The sequence below is a fragment of the Flammeovirga sp. EKP202 genome (assembly GCF_014534745.1).
GTDB lineage: Bacteria > Bacteroidota > Bacteroidia > Cytophagales > Flammeovirgaceae > Flammeovirga.
This window is the reverse complement of the sequence record NZ_JACVVP010000033.1, coordinates 1-17,902: the sequence shown is the minus strand read 5'-3', so window position 1 is coordinate 17,902 and position 17,902 is coordinate 1. Positions and strand designations below refer to the sequence as shown.

At 34.8% G+C, this 17,902-nt stretch carries 11 protein-coding genes; 2 read left to right on the top strand and 9 right to left on the bottom strand.

All coding sequences use genetic code 11. The features are described 5' to 3' along the window. Positions 1-114: 114 nt before the first annotated feature. The 7 genes from IC221_RS18860 to IC221_RS18830 form a co-directional block, all read right to left on the bottom strand. Complete coding sequence (locus tag IC221_RS18860) at positions 115-2,355, bottom strand: hypothetical protein (RefSeq protein ID WP_188170451.1); 2,241 nt, start codon at positions 2,353-2,355, stop codon at positions 115-117. Between the two features lie 523 nt (positions 2,356-2,878). Beyond that, a complete protein-coding gene (locus IC221_RS18855; RefSeq protein WP_188170450.1) occupies positions 2,879-3,583 on the bottom strand; it encodes a bifunctional 4-hydroxy-2-oxoglutarate aldolase/2-dehydro-3-deoxy-phosphogluconate aldolase in 705 nt (234 codons plus the stop codon). A gap of 295 nt (positions 3,584-3,878) precedes the next feature. After that, the gene (uxaC, locus tag IC221_RS18850) at positions 3,879-5,291 is read right to left on the bottom strand and encodes a glucuronate isomerase (RefSeq protein ID WP_188170449.1); all 1,413 of its coding nucleotides are present in this window, start codon (positions 5,289-5,291) and stop codon (positions 3,879-3,881) included. Positions 5,292-5,534: 243 nt separating this feature from the next. Continuing rightward, positions 5,535-6,554 (bottom strand): LacI family DNA-binding transcriptional regulator, encoded by a 1,020-nt coding sequence (locus tag IC221_RS18845; RefSeq protein ID WP_188170448.1) that lies wholly within the window; start codon positions 6,552-6,554, stop codon positions 5,535-5,537. Next, positions 6,533-7,756, bottom strand: coding sequence for a mannonate dehydratase (gene uxuA, locus IC221_RS18840; RefSeq protein WP_188170447.1), 1,224 nt, complete (start codon positions 7,754-7,756; stop codon positions 6,533-6,535). Before uxuA ends, IC221_RS18845 begins: the two co-directional genes overlap by 22 nt. Then, positions 7,756-8,598: an SDR family oxidoreductase gene (locus IC221_RS18835; protein ID WP_188170446.1), complete on the bottom strand. Its 843-nt coding sequence runs from the start codon at positions 8,596-8,598 to the stop codon at positions 7,756-7,758. The genes uxuA and IC221_RS18835 overlap by 1 nt, the downstream gene beginning before the upstream one ends. Before the next feature lie 316 nt (positions 8,599-8,914). Further along, a complete protein-coding gene (locus IC221_RS18830) occupies positions 8,915-9,958 on the bottom strand; it encodes a LacI family DNA-binding transcriptional regulator (protein WP_188170445.1) in 1,044 nt (347 codons plus the stop codon). Positions 9,959-10,448: 490 nt separating this feature from the next. Between IC221_RS18830 and kduI the strand changes: the two genes are divergently transcribed. Beyond that, on the top strand, positions 10,449-11,285 hold the full coding sequence (gene kduI, locus IC221_RS18825; protein WP_188170444.1) for a 5-dehydro-4-deoxy-D-glucuronate isomerase: 837 nt from the start codon (positions 10,449-10,451) through the stop codon (positions 11,283-11,285). Positions 11,286-11,550: 265 nt separating this feature from the next. Here the strand turns inward: kduI and IC221_RS18820 are convergent, their stop codons facing one another. Then, positions 11,551-11,892 (bottom strand): hypothetical protein, encoded by a 342-nt coding sequence (locus IC221_RS18820; RefSeq protein WP_188170443.1) that lies wholly within the window; start codon positions 11,890-11,892, stop codon positions 11,551-11,553. A 272-nt stretch (positions 11,893-12,164) separates the two neighbouring features. Between IC221_RS18820 and IC221_RS18815 the strand changes: the two genes are divergently transcribed. Further along, complete coding sequence (locus IC221_RS18815) at positions 12,165-14,945, top strand: RICIN domain-containing protein (protein ID WP_188170442.1); 2,781 nt, start codon at positions 12,165-12,167, stop codon at positions 14,943-14,945. A 607-nt stretch (positions 14,946-15,552) separates the two neighbouring features. Here the strand turns inward: IC221_RS18815 and IC221_RS18810 are convergent. After that, a complete protein-coding gene (locus tag IC221_RS18810) occupies positions 15,553-17,625 on the bottom strand; it encodes a thioredoxin domain-containing protein (RefSeq protein WP_188170441.1) in 2,073 nt (690 codons plus the stop codon). Between the last annotated feature and the right edge of the window lie 277 nt (positions 17,626-17,902).

Here is a 17,902-nt window from a genome sequence, read left to right as displayed (position 1 = left end):
TGACAATTATAATAAAAGGTATTTTTGCTTCTGACTTTTATCCGTAACGATAGACTTTTTGAAAAAAATTAAAGGCTGCCTCATTGTATTATGAGACAGCCTCTTAGCACTAATTTATAGATTGATTATATTTTCATCTCCTTTTTTAATTACAAATGATTTTTGAATCTCGCTTGATAGATCATTTTGTTTTACAAATTCAAGTAGTAATCTACCCAGAATTTCATGATCGTCACCGTGCATTTCATGGATGAAAGCTGTTTTGCCTTTTTTTCCGAAAAGATCATAGAAATGATTGTCTTTTTTACCGTTTACAACTTGATTATCTGCGTTGAATATTGTCTTTAAAGAAGAAATTGCCTTTTCGAGCTTATCATCTCTGAAACGATGCCAGTTTAAAAATTTTAGAATTTTATTGTTATTGCCTACAGGTTTAAATCTATTCTTCATTTTCAGTTTCCATTTAGAGTCATACTGGCTAAAAGTGTCTGTCTGAAAGATTAATTCTACCTTTTTATATGGGTTTAACCTACTAAAAAATGCTTCATAAAATGCACCTCTTACATTGGCAATATAAGATTCTGGAATATCCTCAAAAGGCTCCTCTGCTATACCCAACAACCTCCAATAATTATCTTTAGCATAATTTGCACTAATTTTTGGTACTATCAATCGAAGTAGTTTGTCAGGAAAACGGAGTACTAATTCAGAAGTCACTCCCTCAAAATCATTAATCTTAGTACATGCCTCATCAAGTGTTTTTTCGTATTTCTCATCTTTGAGTAATTCAAAAATTGAAGCACTATTAAAATCCCATCTTAAATGCTTTTTGGCCTTCTTGAATTTACTTCCGAAAGTCGATTTCATTTTAATGGTGATTGAATGTTCTAGATCAGAATACTTTAGTACTTCTTGGGGTTCAGTAGTGATAACATCATAATCAAAAATAACGCTTCTTGAGTAGTCCTTATGATATTTCTCTTGCGTAAAATTCTTGGTAACGCCAAAGTCAATTTCCCTAAGGTCTTTATCTCCCTTATATATTGTTTCTTTAACATCAATTTCAGTTGAACGACTTCTTCCAACTCCCCACTTTCCTAGTCTAAGAGAGAAATTAAATTGATGAAGTTTATTTTCTCTTTCTATTCCCAAGAACTCTTTCACATTCACAACGTCTTCTAAATCTGAATGCTGAAAATGATCAATTTTAAAGGTCAACAACTGTTTTAAATTATTAGAAATCGTGGCTTTATCCGTTTCAAAAGTAATAAGTGATTGAGAAGATTTTAACTTTCTAATTGCGTAGGACATTTCTGCTACTAAAGTTTCGTTCAGTGTTTCAGATATACTTTCCTTATGATCAGAAACTGTCTTTTTAATTTCTTCATATTTATCCTTGATCTCATCGAGGTACTCAATGTCATCTGTACCGAATAATCGCTCACCTAATTTTTTAAGTTTCTCAATATTATCATCATTAACATATTGATCTATGTTGTCAAAAGTATCTCCCAAATAACCTTCATAGTACTCGTTAATTAATTTTTCTACGGCATTCTTACTATCAGATGTCAAACTAAAGGACAGTTTTCCAGCTAATTTCCCTTCGACAACTTTTTCCTTTAATTTAGAGATTTGAACGATTACTTTCCCATCAGGTTTAACTCTTAAACACGTTTCATAATCTCCAAGCCTCTTCATTTCAAAAGAAAGCTTTAAGTCTGTATTTACCTTAAAAAGAAAATTGTTATCTATAAGCGTTGTAGAAGGATTGAGAATTGTTGACATCAATTCAACGACATCAACACTAAAGTTTAGCCCTACACCAGCATCAAAAGCAAAACGAACCCCTTCATTTACATCTAAATTTTGAATGTAATCATTCGTTAGAATGTGTTTAAAATTAGCCAAATCATTACTTACAGCCTCCTTGGTTGTTACATTTAGGCCGTGCCATTTTAAAAAGGATAACTTTGCACTTGCAGAAGTGTTTGCCTTTAATGTAAAAATATCTTTAATCGAAGTAGAACCTTTACCCTTCAAGTTGGCTGCCAATTGATATTCTATCATTGAAGATGAATTCAACAATGAACTGATATCTTCTCCACACCCAACGTTTTTCAAACTTAAAGATTTTTCACCCTTCTCATCAAAATCATCCTTATCATTGTAAACATTGATTTTTAAACCAGCATCTGTAGTCAGTTCTAAATTTACTGCATTATTAAAAACAGTTAGTGGAAATTGTTGTGTGTCATCAAAAGAAATGTCTTCTAAAGAAAATTCCTTTTTGTCTAACAATGTTTCGTCACTAAACACCTTTAAGGTTGATGGCAAAATTGATTTTAAATCCATGGATCTAATGTTGTTAAATGAAAAATATTTTGGTACAATTTCCCTATTTAGTCGAGTTACTTCGAAGTCTACTATACTAATTATATACACCTACAAACCCAGTCATCAAAGAATAAACAACGGTAAAAACATACCGTTCTAAACTCATTTTAAAGAGGTTAAAATAGTGGATTTGTGGAAGTGTTTTGATTAGAAAAAGCTGGTCTCATAGTTAATTTGTTTTAGTCAATATAAGACTTTGGTAGAAGTAAATTGAAGTAGCATACATAGGGTTGTTAAACATACAATGAAAATTAGCTTGTCATTTGCTGTTTAATCTCTTTCAATTTAAATACTTTTTTTGATTATAAAAATGTAATACTAATTATTAATTGCTATAACATTTTGCATACATTAAAATGACAGCAATGGTGTTCAGCTCACTATGTATTAATAATAAAACCTCAACGGCTAAATCATTTTATTCAAACAATTTAATCGTTGAGGTTATTAAATAGAAAACCGTATTGTTTAGCAAATTACTCTAGTTCGCTAAAACGGGAGTTTCTTTTGGTGATACAGATCTGATATCAATGATATCGTTCACAACTTGAGTGGTCAATGCTTTGATGCCTTCAAAATCTATATTGCCTGAAGCATCCTTAACAATAAGATTTGATCCGATTCCCACACAATGTGCTCCGGCTTTCAACCAAGAAGCAATATTTTCTTTCTCAGTAGTCACACCTCCTGTAGGCATGATGGTGGACCAAGGGCATGGTGCTTTCACTCCTTTTATAAAACCTGGACCGCCTACCTGTGCTGCTGGGAATACTTTCACTAACTCTACACCTAACTCTTCTGCTCTACCTATCTCTGATACCGATCCACAACCTGGGCTTACTGCCACTTTTCTGCGGTTACAAATCTTAATTACTTCTTCATTTAAAAAAGGACAAACGATAAAATCTGCACCCATTTGAATGTATAAGCTTGCAGTGGTTGGGTCTACAATAGAGCCAATTCCCAACATCATTTCGGGAAGTTCTTCTCTAACATAATCCAATAAGGCTTGAAAGATGACGTGTGCTCCGTCTCCTCTATTGGTGAATTCAAAAACTCTACATCCACCTTCATATGTAGCCTTCAAAACTTGTTTTGCTACCTCTATATCTTTATGAAAGAAAACGGGAACCATACCAATTTCACCCATTTTCTGTATTACTTCAATTCTTGAAAACTTTGCCATTTGTTACTGCTTTTATGTCTTTATTGTAAAGGGCTTCTCTCCGTCAAACACATACAAAACAAGACAGAGATTAGCCCTTGCATTCAATCTTTTATTGTTTTATATAAATCAAGGATTAGGGAATAAAAACACCTTTTACTATAGGTATGAAAATGATTTTTAGGTGGTTCGTAAGACGCAATGCAGAGGGTAAACTTTCAATTTGATGAATTACCATATTGAAAAAAAACTACCCTCTCATACCTCTTACCTGTTACCTCTTACCTGTTACCTCTCACCTAAAACACTCCTTCTATTATAATTTTAAGTCTGAGAAAGCATATTGCTTGATATTATTATAGCAAATGTCTTGCACCAAGCTTCCTACCCAATTGATGTCATTAGGGACCAATCCTTTCTCAATATCATTCCCTAATAGGTTGCAGAGTGTTCTTCTGAAATACTCATGCCTTGGGAAAGAAAGGAAACTTCTTGAATCAGTAAGCATTCCTACGAATTTGCTTAGTAAACCAATGTTAGAAAGCGTGTTGATTTGCCATTCCATGGCTTCCTTCTGATCTAAAAACCACCAACCAGAACCCAATTGAATTTTACCTGGAGTGATCCCATCTTGGAAATTCCCCACCAATGTACCCATTGGATAGTTGTCAGCTGGGTTAAGATTATAAATAATTGTTTTCGGCAATTGTCCTTTTAAATCCATATCACTCAAAATCTTTGAAAGTGGAATCACATGATTGCTATCAGAAATGGAATCGAAACCTGTATCTGGACCTAATTTTTTAAATTGTCGTTCAGAATTATTTCTTAATGCTCCAACGTGTAACTGCATCACCCAACCTAAACGATGGTACTCTTTACCCATTTCGATCAATAAATGCTTTTTGTATGCATTTTGATCTTCTTTGGTCAACGTTATTCCTTTTAATGACTTCTTAAAAATACCTTCCACCTCTTCAATTTCAGCCTCACCCGTGGGTACTTCTGATAAACTATGATCAGACATTTTACAACCCACCGCATTGAAGTGAGCCATTCTATCTTTCAAAACTTCCAATAAGATTTCATATGAAGTAATCTCTTTGCCTGCCACTTCTTCCAAGCGATTCACATAGTTTAGAAAGTCTTTCCCTTTTTCAATTCCTAATATATTATCAGGTCTCCATGTCGGGCATACCATGGTCACTTTGTTTTCATTGTTATTTTTCTGGTGGTCCTCTAAAGTATCTAAAGGATCATCTGTAGTCCCTACTAACTTTACATTCTTTTGAGCTAATAGATTTCTACAACTGTTTTCCGGGAGTTGTAATAAATTGGAAGTTTGATCATACACTTCATTCGCTGAAGATGAAGAAAGTAAAGTATCAAGATTGAAATAAGTCTTCAGCTCTAAATGCGTCCAGTGAAATAACGGGTTTCTTAGCGTATGTGGGACAGTTGCTGCCCATTTCAAAAATTTCTCCTTTTCAGATTTATTTCCCGTTATGTATTCTTCGCTGACACCATTCGCTCTCATCGCTCTCCACTTGTAGTGATCTCCTTCTAACCACGCTTGCGTGATGTTCTGATATTGTCTATCCTCCGCAATGTCCTTCGTTGAAAGATGATTATGGTAGTCTATGATGGGCATATCCTTCGCAAAATTGTGGAAAAGTTGTTTAGCGTATTTATTTTCAAGAATGAAATCTTCGTGTATAAATGCTTTCATGTTAGTATTTTCTTATACGACACGATCATTTTTTGAGTGAAGAGTTTAGAATGAAGAATGAAGAGAGTGGATCGTGTTGTGATTCAGAAGTTGTATTGCAAAGTCTATACGAACCACCTTAACTCTTCACTCAAAAAAAGATTAGTATCTGAAAATAGAATACACCGCACAACACCATTATGTAAGTACGCTCTATGCTTCATCATCAGCCCACGACTTAAGTCGTGGGCTGATGATGAAGAGTTAGCTATTCTCCTTTGTTACCAATGATGGAGGCAATAGTGTTTCTATTTTCTTGTGTTGTTTACTTTTTACTATTTTGTAAAGATTTTCCAACACCTCTCTACCCTGTCTTGTAGAATCTTGGGTGATTAGAAAATCAATTTTCTCTGATTTTAAAAGCTCTTTATTGTCTTCCAACAAATCATGTCCTATAAAGACCGTTTCTTTGTCTTCAAAATGTTGAACTTCTTTCATCAAAGCATAAGTTTCTGCTACTCTAGAGTTGGTAACATAGATTGCTTTTGGACTATCCTTACCTTCAAAAAAAGAAGATGCATTTTTATCTTTTAAAGGAAGATCGATAATGACAATATTAGATCGATCCTGCCCTCTTTTTGTTAAGAAATTCACCACTGCTCTTTCCCTTTGAAAAGAGATAGGTAAGCGTTCATCGTGATAAGGATTGACCACCCAAATATCTTCTTTTGCTCTAGTAGAAATCTCAATTAATCTTCCCACTAAAGCTCCGCAAGCATCAATGTTTTGACCGATGAAATAATCAGGTTCAATTTCCATGACATTCATATCAATAAATGCCAATTTCATTTCATCCTGTTCTGCTCTTCGGATCAGCTCAAAAGTAACCTCCTTGTATTTGGGGTGAACAATCATCCCCTCCAGCTTTGCATCCAACAACTGATGCCCATTTTGTAGGTAATCGTTTTCGTTGTTGTAATCAAAAAGCTGAAGGTGGATGGATAAGCCTGTATCATTCAAAAGATCTGCGGCCTGTACTATCCCTTCCAATGGTTTTTCCCAATATGAATTTGTACTCGGATCAGGAAGTAAAACACCTATTTCGATTTTTCGGTCAATGGTTTTGGGGACTGCGTAGCCTAGTTCAGCAGCAATTTTCATTACAGTATCTTTGGTTTTTTGCGCTACTCTCCCTCTGTCATGAAGAGCACGGTCTACCGTACCTACTGAAACACCTGCCTTTTCTGCGATCTCTTGAATTCTTATAGACTTTCTTCTATGCACAATACTTCTTTTTGTTCAGATAAAATTATTCCATGCATCAGTCCTCTCAACTCTGCCAATCCTCTCAGTCTACCAATACCAGAATAACCTGGGTTTGTCTTTTTCACCAAATCATCCAACATTTTATGTCCATGATCAGGGCGCATTGGCATCCTTACCTCTCCTTTCCCCTCATTGATTCTTCTGGACTGTTCTTCTAAAAGTGCTTTCATCACACCAAACATATCCACATCTCCTTCTAAGTGATTGGCTTCGTAGAAGTTACCGATATCATCTCTTTTTGTGCTTCTAAGATGGATAAAATTGATTCTATCAGCAAATTGTTTCACCATTTCCACTAAATCATTATCTGATCTTACCCCAAAAGAACCTGTACAGAAAGTCAAGCCATTATGTAATGAAGGCACTTGCTCAAATAACCATGCTACATCTTGTGCAGTGCTTACCACTCTTGGCAATCCCAAAATCTGATAAGGAGGGTCATCTGGATGAATGGTTAAATACACGCCTTGTTCTTCGGCTACAGGGACAATCTCTGACAAGAAATCTTTTAAATTCTCTCTTAATTTCTGAGCATCAATGCCGTTATAACTGTCCAATACAGATTGGAATTGCTCCAAGGTATACCCTTCTTCAGCACCTGGAAGACCTGCAATGATGTTTTTCACCAACTCTGCTTTCTTCTCTTCTGACATTTGATCAAAAACAGCTTTGGCTTTCTTTTGATCCTCTACTGAATATACTTTTTCTGCCCCTTCTCTTTTTAATAAGAATAACTCAAAAGCAGCAAATTCATACACATCAAAACGCAATGCTTCTGAACCATCTTCTACTTTATAAGACAAATCTGTTCTTGTCCAGTCTAAAACTGGCATAAAGTTGTAGCAAACCGTATCGATACCACAAGCCGATAAGTTCTTGATCGACTGTTTATAGTTTTCGATATAAAGTTTGTAATCTCCCGTCTGCTTCTTAATGTCTTCATGCACCGGTATACTTTCAACCACTGACCAAGTCAGCCCCACTGCTTCAATCACTTCCTTTCTCTTTGTGATTTCCTCTACTGTCCAAACCTCTCCGTTAGGGATGTGATGCAATGCTGAAACGATACCCGTAGCGCCTGCTTGCTTAATGTCCAATAACGATACAGGATCATTTGGCCCGTACCATCTCCATGTTTGTTCTAATCCTAAATTTTTCATTATACTCCACTATATGCGTTATAACCACCATCAATTGGAATGCAAATTCCGGTCACGAAAGAAGAAATATCAGAGCATAAATAAAGGACTGCTCCTTGAACATCTTCTGGTTCCCCAAACTTTGCCATTGGTGTTCCATTTACAATTTTTTGACCTCTGGCAGTGTAAGAACCGTCTTCATTGGTCACTAAAAATCTATTCTGATCTGTGATAAAAAATCCTGGAGCAATGGCATTTACTCTAATTTCTTGAGGTGCTAAATGCATTGCCAACCATTCCGTAAAATTATTAATCGATGATTTTGCTGCTGAGTAAGCAGGGATCTTTGTCAAAGGCTTGTAAGCGTTCATTGAAGAGATGTTCAATACTACACCTTTGTTTCCTTTCCCAATCATATCTTTGGTAAATACCATAGAAGGAAGTAATGTACCTTTGAAGTTTAAGTCAAACACAAAGTCAAACCCCTCTAAATCAAGATCATAGAAAGCACCTTCTTCATCATCTTCCACCATTTGCTCTACTTGCGTTGTCGCTTTTGGGTGATTTCCTCCTGCACCATTCACTAAAATGTCAATGCTTCCCAGTTCATTATTGATAATATCTTTTGCATCAAGCAAAGATGGTTTGTTTAATACATTGGCTGATAAACCAATATTAACGTTGCCAAACTCTTCTCTCATCTCTGCAGCCATTTTTTCTGCTTTCTCTTGATTGAGGTCTACAATAGCCAACTTCGCTCCATGCGTCGCAAATGCTTTACAAATGCTTAACCCCAAAACACCTGCCCCTCCAGTCACAACAACTACTTTATCTTTTAAGTCAGTAAATGCTAGTCCCGTCATTTTATGTGTTTTTAATTATATATAAATGATGTATTACACCATAAACATACACAATTTTTTATTTCATATATTATTATATAATCAAAAAAGATAAAATTACACATCAAAATATTGTATTACACGCTTTATACTGAAATGTTAAAATGTTATTCTAATATGGAACCTCCTCAACCATAAGGAAGCCCACTCCACTTTTTACCTTGTCCTAGTGTATCATTATTTTAGGACTGTACAAATTTCCATGATTTTAAAAATTGTGTTGTTTTCTTGTAGTCATCGTAGTTATTGAAGAGTGAAAATGAAGTGTTTTTATTACTTATTCAGCATTCCCTTTTCTTAAAGTAGATGCTCTAATGATTAGTTTACTATCCAAAACTGTAGTTTCAGAAGCAAGAATACTTTTATCTCTCTCTTCGATATGATTAATGATCTTTTTGGCTGCTAATTTCCCAATTTCTGCGGCAGGCTGATGCACAGTAGTAATGGGTGGGCTCACCAAGTTGGCAATCGGTTCATTACTAAAACCTGCCACCAAAACGTCATCCGGTATTTTATATCCTCTTTCCTGTAAAGCTCTTTGTGCTCCAATTGCCGCCATATCATTCATGGCAAATACAGCATCGAAATCTACCTTTTTATCAACCCAACTATGAATCAAATTGTACGCTTCGTCCATAGAAAGGTTAATTTGTTGCATGATCAATTTGCTTTCAGCATTAAGACCTGATTCCTTAAAAGCATCATAAATTCCTTTGACCCTATTGTCATAAATACTCACTTTGGTATCTCCTGTCAAAATAGCTAATTTATGGATACCTTGAGAAAGCAAATGCATTGTCAATGCTTTTGAAGTGTTACGATCATCTGTAATTACTTTAGTAGTGGACACTTCTTTGATATAACGGTCAAAAAAGAAAATGGGAACATTACTCTCCATCGCTTTTTGAATATGACTAATCTTCGATGTTTTGATTGCCGGAGATAACAAAATACCATCTACTCTACTGGAAATCAATGTATTGATATTCTCAGTTTCTAAACCTTCAGAATCCTTTGACTGACATATAATTACATTATATCCCGCTTTGTGAGCCTCTTCTTCAATACCGCTGATGGCTGTAGAAAAGAAGTATTTTGTGATATGAGGAACAATAATTCCTATGGTATTCGACTTCTGCGTTCTTAAGTTGGAGGCCAATGTATTCGGTCGATAGTGCATTTCTTTTGCTTTGGCCTGCACTATTTTTTTAGTCTTTGCAGATACCCTTGGATTATCATTCAATGCTCTTGATACTGTTGAACTATCTATTTTTAACGCTCTTGCGATGTCGTGTATAGTAACCGATTTCTTATTCTCCATAATTGCCTATCCCACATTTTTTAAATACTTGTACTTAAAAAAATGTGACTCATTTTTACATACCTGTTGTCTATTGATTTTTCATCAATTATTGACTTAAACTCTGTGCAAGTATACTAATAAAAAGAGTGTAAGTACTAAGCCAAAAATAAATGATAATTAATTCTTAGTTATTTTTTGTGAGTACAACACTCAAAAACGTATAAATAGTGGTTCTATTTAAAGTTTTTGAAAGGCAGTAATCGGGAAAAATAATATGAATTAGTGATATATAATTTTGTCTTAGTACTTACATAAGTATTAAGAACAATAAATAACTGCTAGAAATTCCAAATTACACCCTTAAAAATACAATCGATTGTATTTTTAAGGGTGTAATTTGGAATTATGAAACAAACATTTGTAATATTACGATAGAAAAGAAACCAAAAGGATAGTTTTATATTTTTGAATCATTGTACAATCGATTGTATTTTTAAATATCAAAGGTATGAAATATGAAAGTAGATATTCTGTCCATCCGACAGATGCTAAAAAATATGACACACAAGAATTAAGAGAACATTTCTTGATTGAGAAAGTATTTGAAGAGGATGAAATTAATTTAACTTACTCTCACGAAGACAGATACATTCTCGGAGGAGCAAAACCTGTCAATACCACTTTAGAGCTTCAACCTATTGATCCTTTAAAAGCAGATTATTTTCTTGAAAGAAGAGAATTAGGTATTATCAATGTGGGAGGACAAGGAATTGTAATGGTTGATGGTGATGTGTATACGCTCAATTTTAAGGAGGCATTGTATGTAGGCAGAGGTGTAAAAGATGTTTCTTTCAAAAGTGTAAACCCTTCTCAACCTGCATCTTTTTATTTGAACTCCACTCCAGCTCACAAAACATATCCTACTAAAAAAGTAACAAGAGAGGAAGCGGATAAAGTAGTTTTGGGTTCTCCTGAGACGTCCAACCACAGAGTTATCAATAAGCTATTAGTAAACTCAGTAGTAGAGACTTGTCAATTACAGATGGGAATGACAGAGTTGAAATCTGGTAGTGTTTGGAATACTATGCCGGGTCATGTACACGACAGAAGAATGGAAGTTTATTTCTACTTTGAAGTTCCTGAAGAGCAAGCAGTTTGTCATTTCATGGGCCAAAAAGAAGAATCAAGACATATATGGATGCATAATGAGCAAGCGGTGATTTCACCAGTTTGGTCAATGCACTCGGGAGCAGGTACAAGTAACTATACTTTTATCTGGGGTATGGCCGGTGAAAACTTAGACTATGACGACATGGATAAGTTTGCCATCACTGAGCTAAAGTAATCCAATAGCATTTTCAGCACTGAGGCGAAGTAGAAACGATATTTAGTTATTTTAATAATGTAGTGAGCAGTACTCATTTATGATAGATTAAATAATTACTAAACTGACAAACCACGAATTACAAAGCTAAAATCAATGACATTTAAATAGTGTTTTATAAGTAGAAGTTAGAAGTGAAAACAAAGTTGATTTGGTAGACAGTTTAGTTAGGTTAGTTAGTACTAGAACGATAAACGTTTTAGTACTTTCTTAAATAAAGCTTATTTTATTCGTTCCATTCTATCTCAGAACCAACTTCACCTACCTCTATATCACCAACTTTGAACCCTAAAATTATTGTGGCTTGTTTTTTAAAATCGGTGATCCATTCTTCCCATTCATTTGACTCCATCAAAGCTGTAAACTGAAGACCACTAGGTTCTACTGATACAGAAATTGACTTCTTTGATTCATCAAAATTATACCAATAAGGAATCCCTTCTTCTCCTCTTTCCTCGGTACCAAACCCAAGCCAGCCGTCCATTTTCTCATAGACTAAAGGTACTTTATCCCAAACTTCTTCAGGTAGGTGATACCATATATTTAAATTACAATGTTGATATTCCATGTGTGCTAATTTGCTTATGTAAACTATTAAAAAAATCTCTATCAAAGTTAATTTAAAGATCAGCATTTCAAAGACAACAATTCATTTTACTCAATGTTAAAACAAAAAAAAGCCACTACTAAACTATCTAAATTATTAATATTCAACACATAATAATCCCCTACCGATCCACCCCCTATTAATGCTTAGTGAACACCCCCATAATGAATATTAATATAAAGATGTTTGTGTTACCAGCTTTTTATTACACTTAACATAAATCTAGTATTGAAATGAAATTTTTTTATTCAAACAAAAAAATGAAGCGTCTCTACACTAAACTCATTTACTTGGGTTTTGTGTTGTTACTCTTCAATCAGCAATCACTTATAGCCCAGACATCCGTGTATGTCAATCCCAATCAGGTACTACTTGATGATTTTGAAGGTTGGGGAACTTCAATGGCATGGTGGGCTGAAGATGCCGGTGATTATCATAAGAACGATGAAGCCAAAATCGATTCTCTTTCAAAAATGCTCATCGAAGACTTAAATTTCACAACATTTAGGTACAACATTGGGGGATCTTGTGATGAGGACAAGGAAAGCAACTGCCCTACGATTAATCAAGGTGTAAACCCACAACGCTTAATCCCTAACATGGGTGCAGCTGACCGAGGTCTAAACCAACGAAGAATGTTGAAGTCTATCGCTAAAATTGGACAAGCCAACAGCTTACCAATGAAATTTGAAACGTTTTCAAATTCACCCCCCTATTGGATGCTCAAATCGGGTTCTCCCACTGGTGGATACAATGGTCAAAACAACTTAAAAGATGATCAGTATGAAGCTTTTGCGAAGTATTTAGTAACAGCTACAGGCTATATCAATGATGATCTTGCTCCATACGGTTTTGATGTGGAATCTATTGAACCTTTTAATGAGCCTTTAGCAAATTGGTGGCGTTTCCATACCAACAATAATCCAGGAAAACAGGAAGGTTGTTCATTTAGTCTTGAAAACCAGTATAAAATGATCAATGCTCTTTACGAGGAAATGAACGCACAAGGTAGTACTGCATTTATTGCTGCTAACGATAATTTCAAGATGGATCCATATGTGATAGAATGGTATGAGCAATATGGATTAATCGGTAAAATCGGAAGGCTTAATTTTCATGATTATCAAGGGTCAACAGCAGATAGAGCAAACCTCAAGAGTATGGCAGAAACCTTAGGTAAAGATCTTTGGGTATCAGAAGGTGGATTAATTGGAATTCAATGGCCTGGAAATGCTTATAGTTTTCAATTAGGATTTATGCAAAGAATCAGCGAGGATCTTAAATACCTTAGGCCTAAAAGATGGGTCGATTGGCAAGTAATGGACACTGATGCATCATGGACAGCCATTGATTATTATGAATACATGAACAATGGTAATTTAATCCCAAACAAAAGGTTTTACATGATGCAACATTTCACTAAACACTTTAATATTGGTGATGATGAAATGTTTAGTAGCACAGATGTAGGATCAGTAACGGCATATAGGTCTCAAGATCAAACACAACTTTCCATTGTGATCGTCAATACTAATGCAACCTCTCAAGCTTTTGAAGTGGATTTGAGTGACTTTAATGCTACGAGCAATGCTTCAGTTGAATACTGGCTCACAGACAAAAATTCAAATAATCACACCCAACAAAGTAATATTTCTTTAAATGCAGCTGGCCAATTAAATATTACTATGGGTGCAGAAACTATTGCAACATTTGTGGTACCTATTGGCTCAGGAAGTACAACTTCACAATGTACAGCCACTTCACTTTCTCCTTATTATAACGCAGGAAATGGATGGGCATCTGGTACTAATATTACAATTGATGCAGGAACAACAATAACATTTGGCCCTCAACAAACTGCTGGCGGATCATGGTCTTGGTCTGGAATGGGTTTAATGGGATCAGATAGAGAACAAACCATCACACCAGTAAATTCAGGTACTGCTACTGCCTCTTTTACGAATCATTGTGGAGAGACAAGTGTTATTGATTTCAATATCACGGTCAATAGCGTATCATGCCCATCAACTACTATTTCACCTAATGTGTATTTCGATGGAAGCTGGTCTCAACAAACGAGCTTTACGGTTGAATCAGGTAGTTATGTGAAATTCGGGCCATATCCCAATTCGGGTGGATCTTGGGAATGGACTGTCTGTGGCATCTCTAGTAATGTATCAGCTAGAGAATTAATTTTATATCCAACTAGTAGTTGTACCGTTACTGCTACTTATACGAACGTATGTGGAACTCAAAGTACATTGGATTTTATCATCACTGTTGATGAAACATTGACCAACGGTACTTATAGAATCATCAATAAAAATAGTGGAAAATGTTTGACGACTTCCAATGCATCACCTACAAATGGTGCTCAAGTTGTTCAAAAAACCATTGATAATAACGACTCCAATCAGGAATGGATTATTACTGATATTGGTTCAGGAATTTATACCATAGTTCACGCTGAATCCGGTTTGTATGCAGACATTAATGGTCAATCGACCACTGCCGGTGCAAGTAATATACTTTGGAGTAGTAATGGTGGAAATAATCAAAAATGGAATATTCTTAGTCAAGGGGAAGGTGATTACCAAATCCAAAATGTAAATAGTCAACTTCTTCTGGACATTGCGGGTGCAGGAACCCATGATGGGGCATGGAACATTCAATGGAGTGATAATGGAGGAGATAACCAAAGTTGGTCATTTGTTGAAGTGCAAAATTCTTCTGCAAGGGTAAGACAAAGTGAGCTTTCTGAGACCAACTCCGTTGAAGTTGTGGTATATCCTAATCCCGTTACAGATGGTGAATTTAACATCCATATTCCTGAACACTTCATCAATGGTCAGTTGACTATTAGTGATATCAATGGTAAACAATTTTATAAAAAAGATATCAATAGCAATAAGGAAAATATAGATACCGAAGGCTTTACACCTGGTATATATATCATTATAATCAGCAATAATAATAAGGTAATATCAAAGAAAATTTTAGTAAGTAATAACTAGTGTGTTTTTAAAATTTGTGTGACTTAGGAGGTTGACAATTCATCAAATAATTTGATAGAACTGTACAAAAACGGCGATATAAAAACTATTAACAGTTTAGTAATTTTCATTATTTTAAGGTTAACCATCGTCAACTGAGTAGTATAGAGTTTCTCTATACTACTCTTTTATTTTAATCCGATAAATACTATAGTATAAACTAAGTTTTCGAATATTTATGGTATTTAGAAATCAGGAGATTTCTGCTGACCTGTAGGACACGAATGACGCTATCGCTTAACATTCTGGCAGTGGATCAACTTTTAATCAACCTTTCTACATGATTTTATAGGGTCTACTTTCAAGCTTCCTTCTTCTTCATTTTTGTCTTAACACAAAAACGAAGCAAAAAAGTCAAGGCTTAGAAGGCCGAGGGAGATATTAATAAATGATTGTCTGATTACATGTCAAAAAACAAAGGTTTTATAATAATCTTCTAAACTGCAATTCTGTAGGACACAAATAGCACTGACGCTTAACATTCACACCAGTTATTTTTATACCTTATTTGTTTGAAAGCAAATCCTATAAATGCTTGCAGAAAGATCGATTAGAAGTTGACAAGGTATTAAGGCTTCATCTGTTGAAGCGTCTGCTCAACTTCTGTAACTGGCAGTTGACAAGATTTATTATGACATACGTAAATTAAAGTAGAACTTTCATTGTATTTTCCGTTTAGCAACTTCAAAGTTCCTTCGTAATGCCCTCCTAAGATTATTTTATTAGGTAAATAAAGTTTAGCAATGGCCTTTCTTTTTGCTTCGAAATCACTTCCTACAATTGCTACTTCGTAGTGAGTTTGTCCTGATATACTATAAATTCTAGCCCAATTACTATAAAAATCAGGGTATTCTACAACGTTATTTAGGCTATTAGCTATCATTTGTTCAGCATGATTTAAATCTTCTTCATTGAATAAATATTGTCCTAAAAGGATCAACACATTTGCCATCATCGAGTTGGATGAAGGAATAACATTATCCGAAAGTTCCATTTTTCTCGCAATCAGTTTTTGATTCAAAGCCGAAGTATAATAATACATTTGAGTTTGATTGTCCAAAAAGTGAGCATTTACATAAGTCTTTATTTTCTCAGCTTTATAAAGCCATTCCTCATCAAATGTACTTTCATAGAGCTTTATAAATGCAAGTGCCGTAATAGCATAGTCATCCAAAAAGGCATGAATTGTAGACTTTCCTGCCTCATAATTTCGAAAGAGCATCCCATCTTCTTGCAGCTGATTACCTTCAATATAACCAGCCGTTAGAAGTGCATCTTTTAGGTAATCCTGTTTTCCAAATGCTGCATAAGCATCCAAAAGACCAATGATCATGAGTGCATTCCAAGAGGTTAAAGATTTATCATCAATATTGGGTTTCACTCGTTGTTCCCTGTTGGTCATTAATCTTTTTTTTGACTGTTCAAGTGATTGCTCTAATTCCACTAAACTTCTATTATACTTCTGAGAGAGTTCAAAAAACGTCATCTTCTTTTCAAGGATATTCTTTGATTCAAAATTACCTCCTTTACTCACTCCATAATAAGATTTAAATACTGCTGATTGATCTTGAAGTAAATTATCAATTTCTTTTTCAGACCATAAATAGTACTTCCCTTCTTCCCCTTCACTATCTGCATCAATAGATGAGAAGTAAGCACCATTTGGAGCTCTGAGTTCACGATTACAAAAATCTATTGTTTCTTTTACCACTTGAGCATAATTAGGGTCTTTGTACTTTTGGTAAGCATGACTGTATAAACTCACTAATTGTGCATTATCATAAAGCATTTTTTCAAAATGAGGTACAGTCCAAGTATCATCCACTGAGTACCTTGCAAATCCACCACCTAAATGATCGTATATTCCACCAAAAGCCATCGCGTTTAAAGTTGTTTTTACGACCTCTTCAAACTGTGGATCTGGATGATAAAAATCTTGAGTTAATAAGTATTCAAAAACTGAAGGCATTGGAAATTTTGGAGATCCTTTTTTTCCTCCATTCTTTAAATCTATTCCATTCATTAGTGAAGCATTAATTTGATGTACTATAGAATCATTAAATGCCCCTTTTTGAGAAAAGGTTGGTTGATCAACTTCTTTAATTCCTTGTGTTAATTTTTCAGCTTGTTCAGTAAGTCTAGCAGGATCATTTTGATATAAATTCGAAAAATAATCTAGTACCTTTTCCCATTGTTCTTTTGGAAAATAAGTCCCTGCATAGACAGGTTGACCATTTGGAAGTGCAATAACATTAAGAGGCCAACCTCCCTTTCCGGTTAAAAGATAAGCCGCATTCATATAGATTTGATCAATATCAGGACGTTCTTCACGATCTACTTTAATAGAAATAAATGACTTATTCATTTTTAAAGCCACTAAAGAATCTTCAAACGATTCTTCCTCCATCACATGACACCAATGACATGCAGCATAACCAATACTAATAATTATTAATTTACCTTCCTGAACAGCTTGCTCTAATACTTGGTCACTCCATGGGTTCCAATTCACGGGATTGTGAGCATGCTGTAGTAAGTAAGGGCTTGTTTCGTTCATTAGACCATTGCCCTCTTGTTGTTGAGCTACGGGTTTACAACAAGTTAGTATTAGAATACACAATGAAAAAGTAAAAAATTTCATACGCTAAAAGTTATTGATGCCTTATTTGTATTTTTAAGTACTAAGTACCAAGACAAAATTATATACCACTAATTCCATTTATTGTTTTGCGATTACTTCCTTCAAAAAACTTTCAATAGAACCACTATTTATTCGTTTTTTAGCGTTGTACTCACAAAAAATAAATAAGAATTAACTATGATTTATTTTTGTCTTAGTACTACGCTGTAAACTAAATTATCGTCAACTTTCAATCAGCCTTTCTGCCAGCATTTATAGGATCAACTTTCAAACTTCC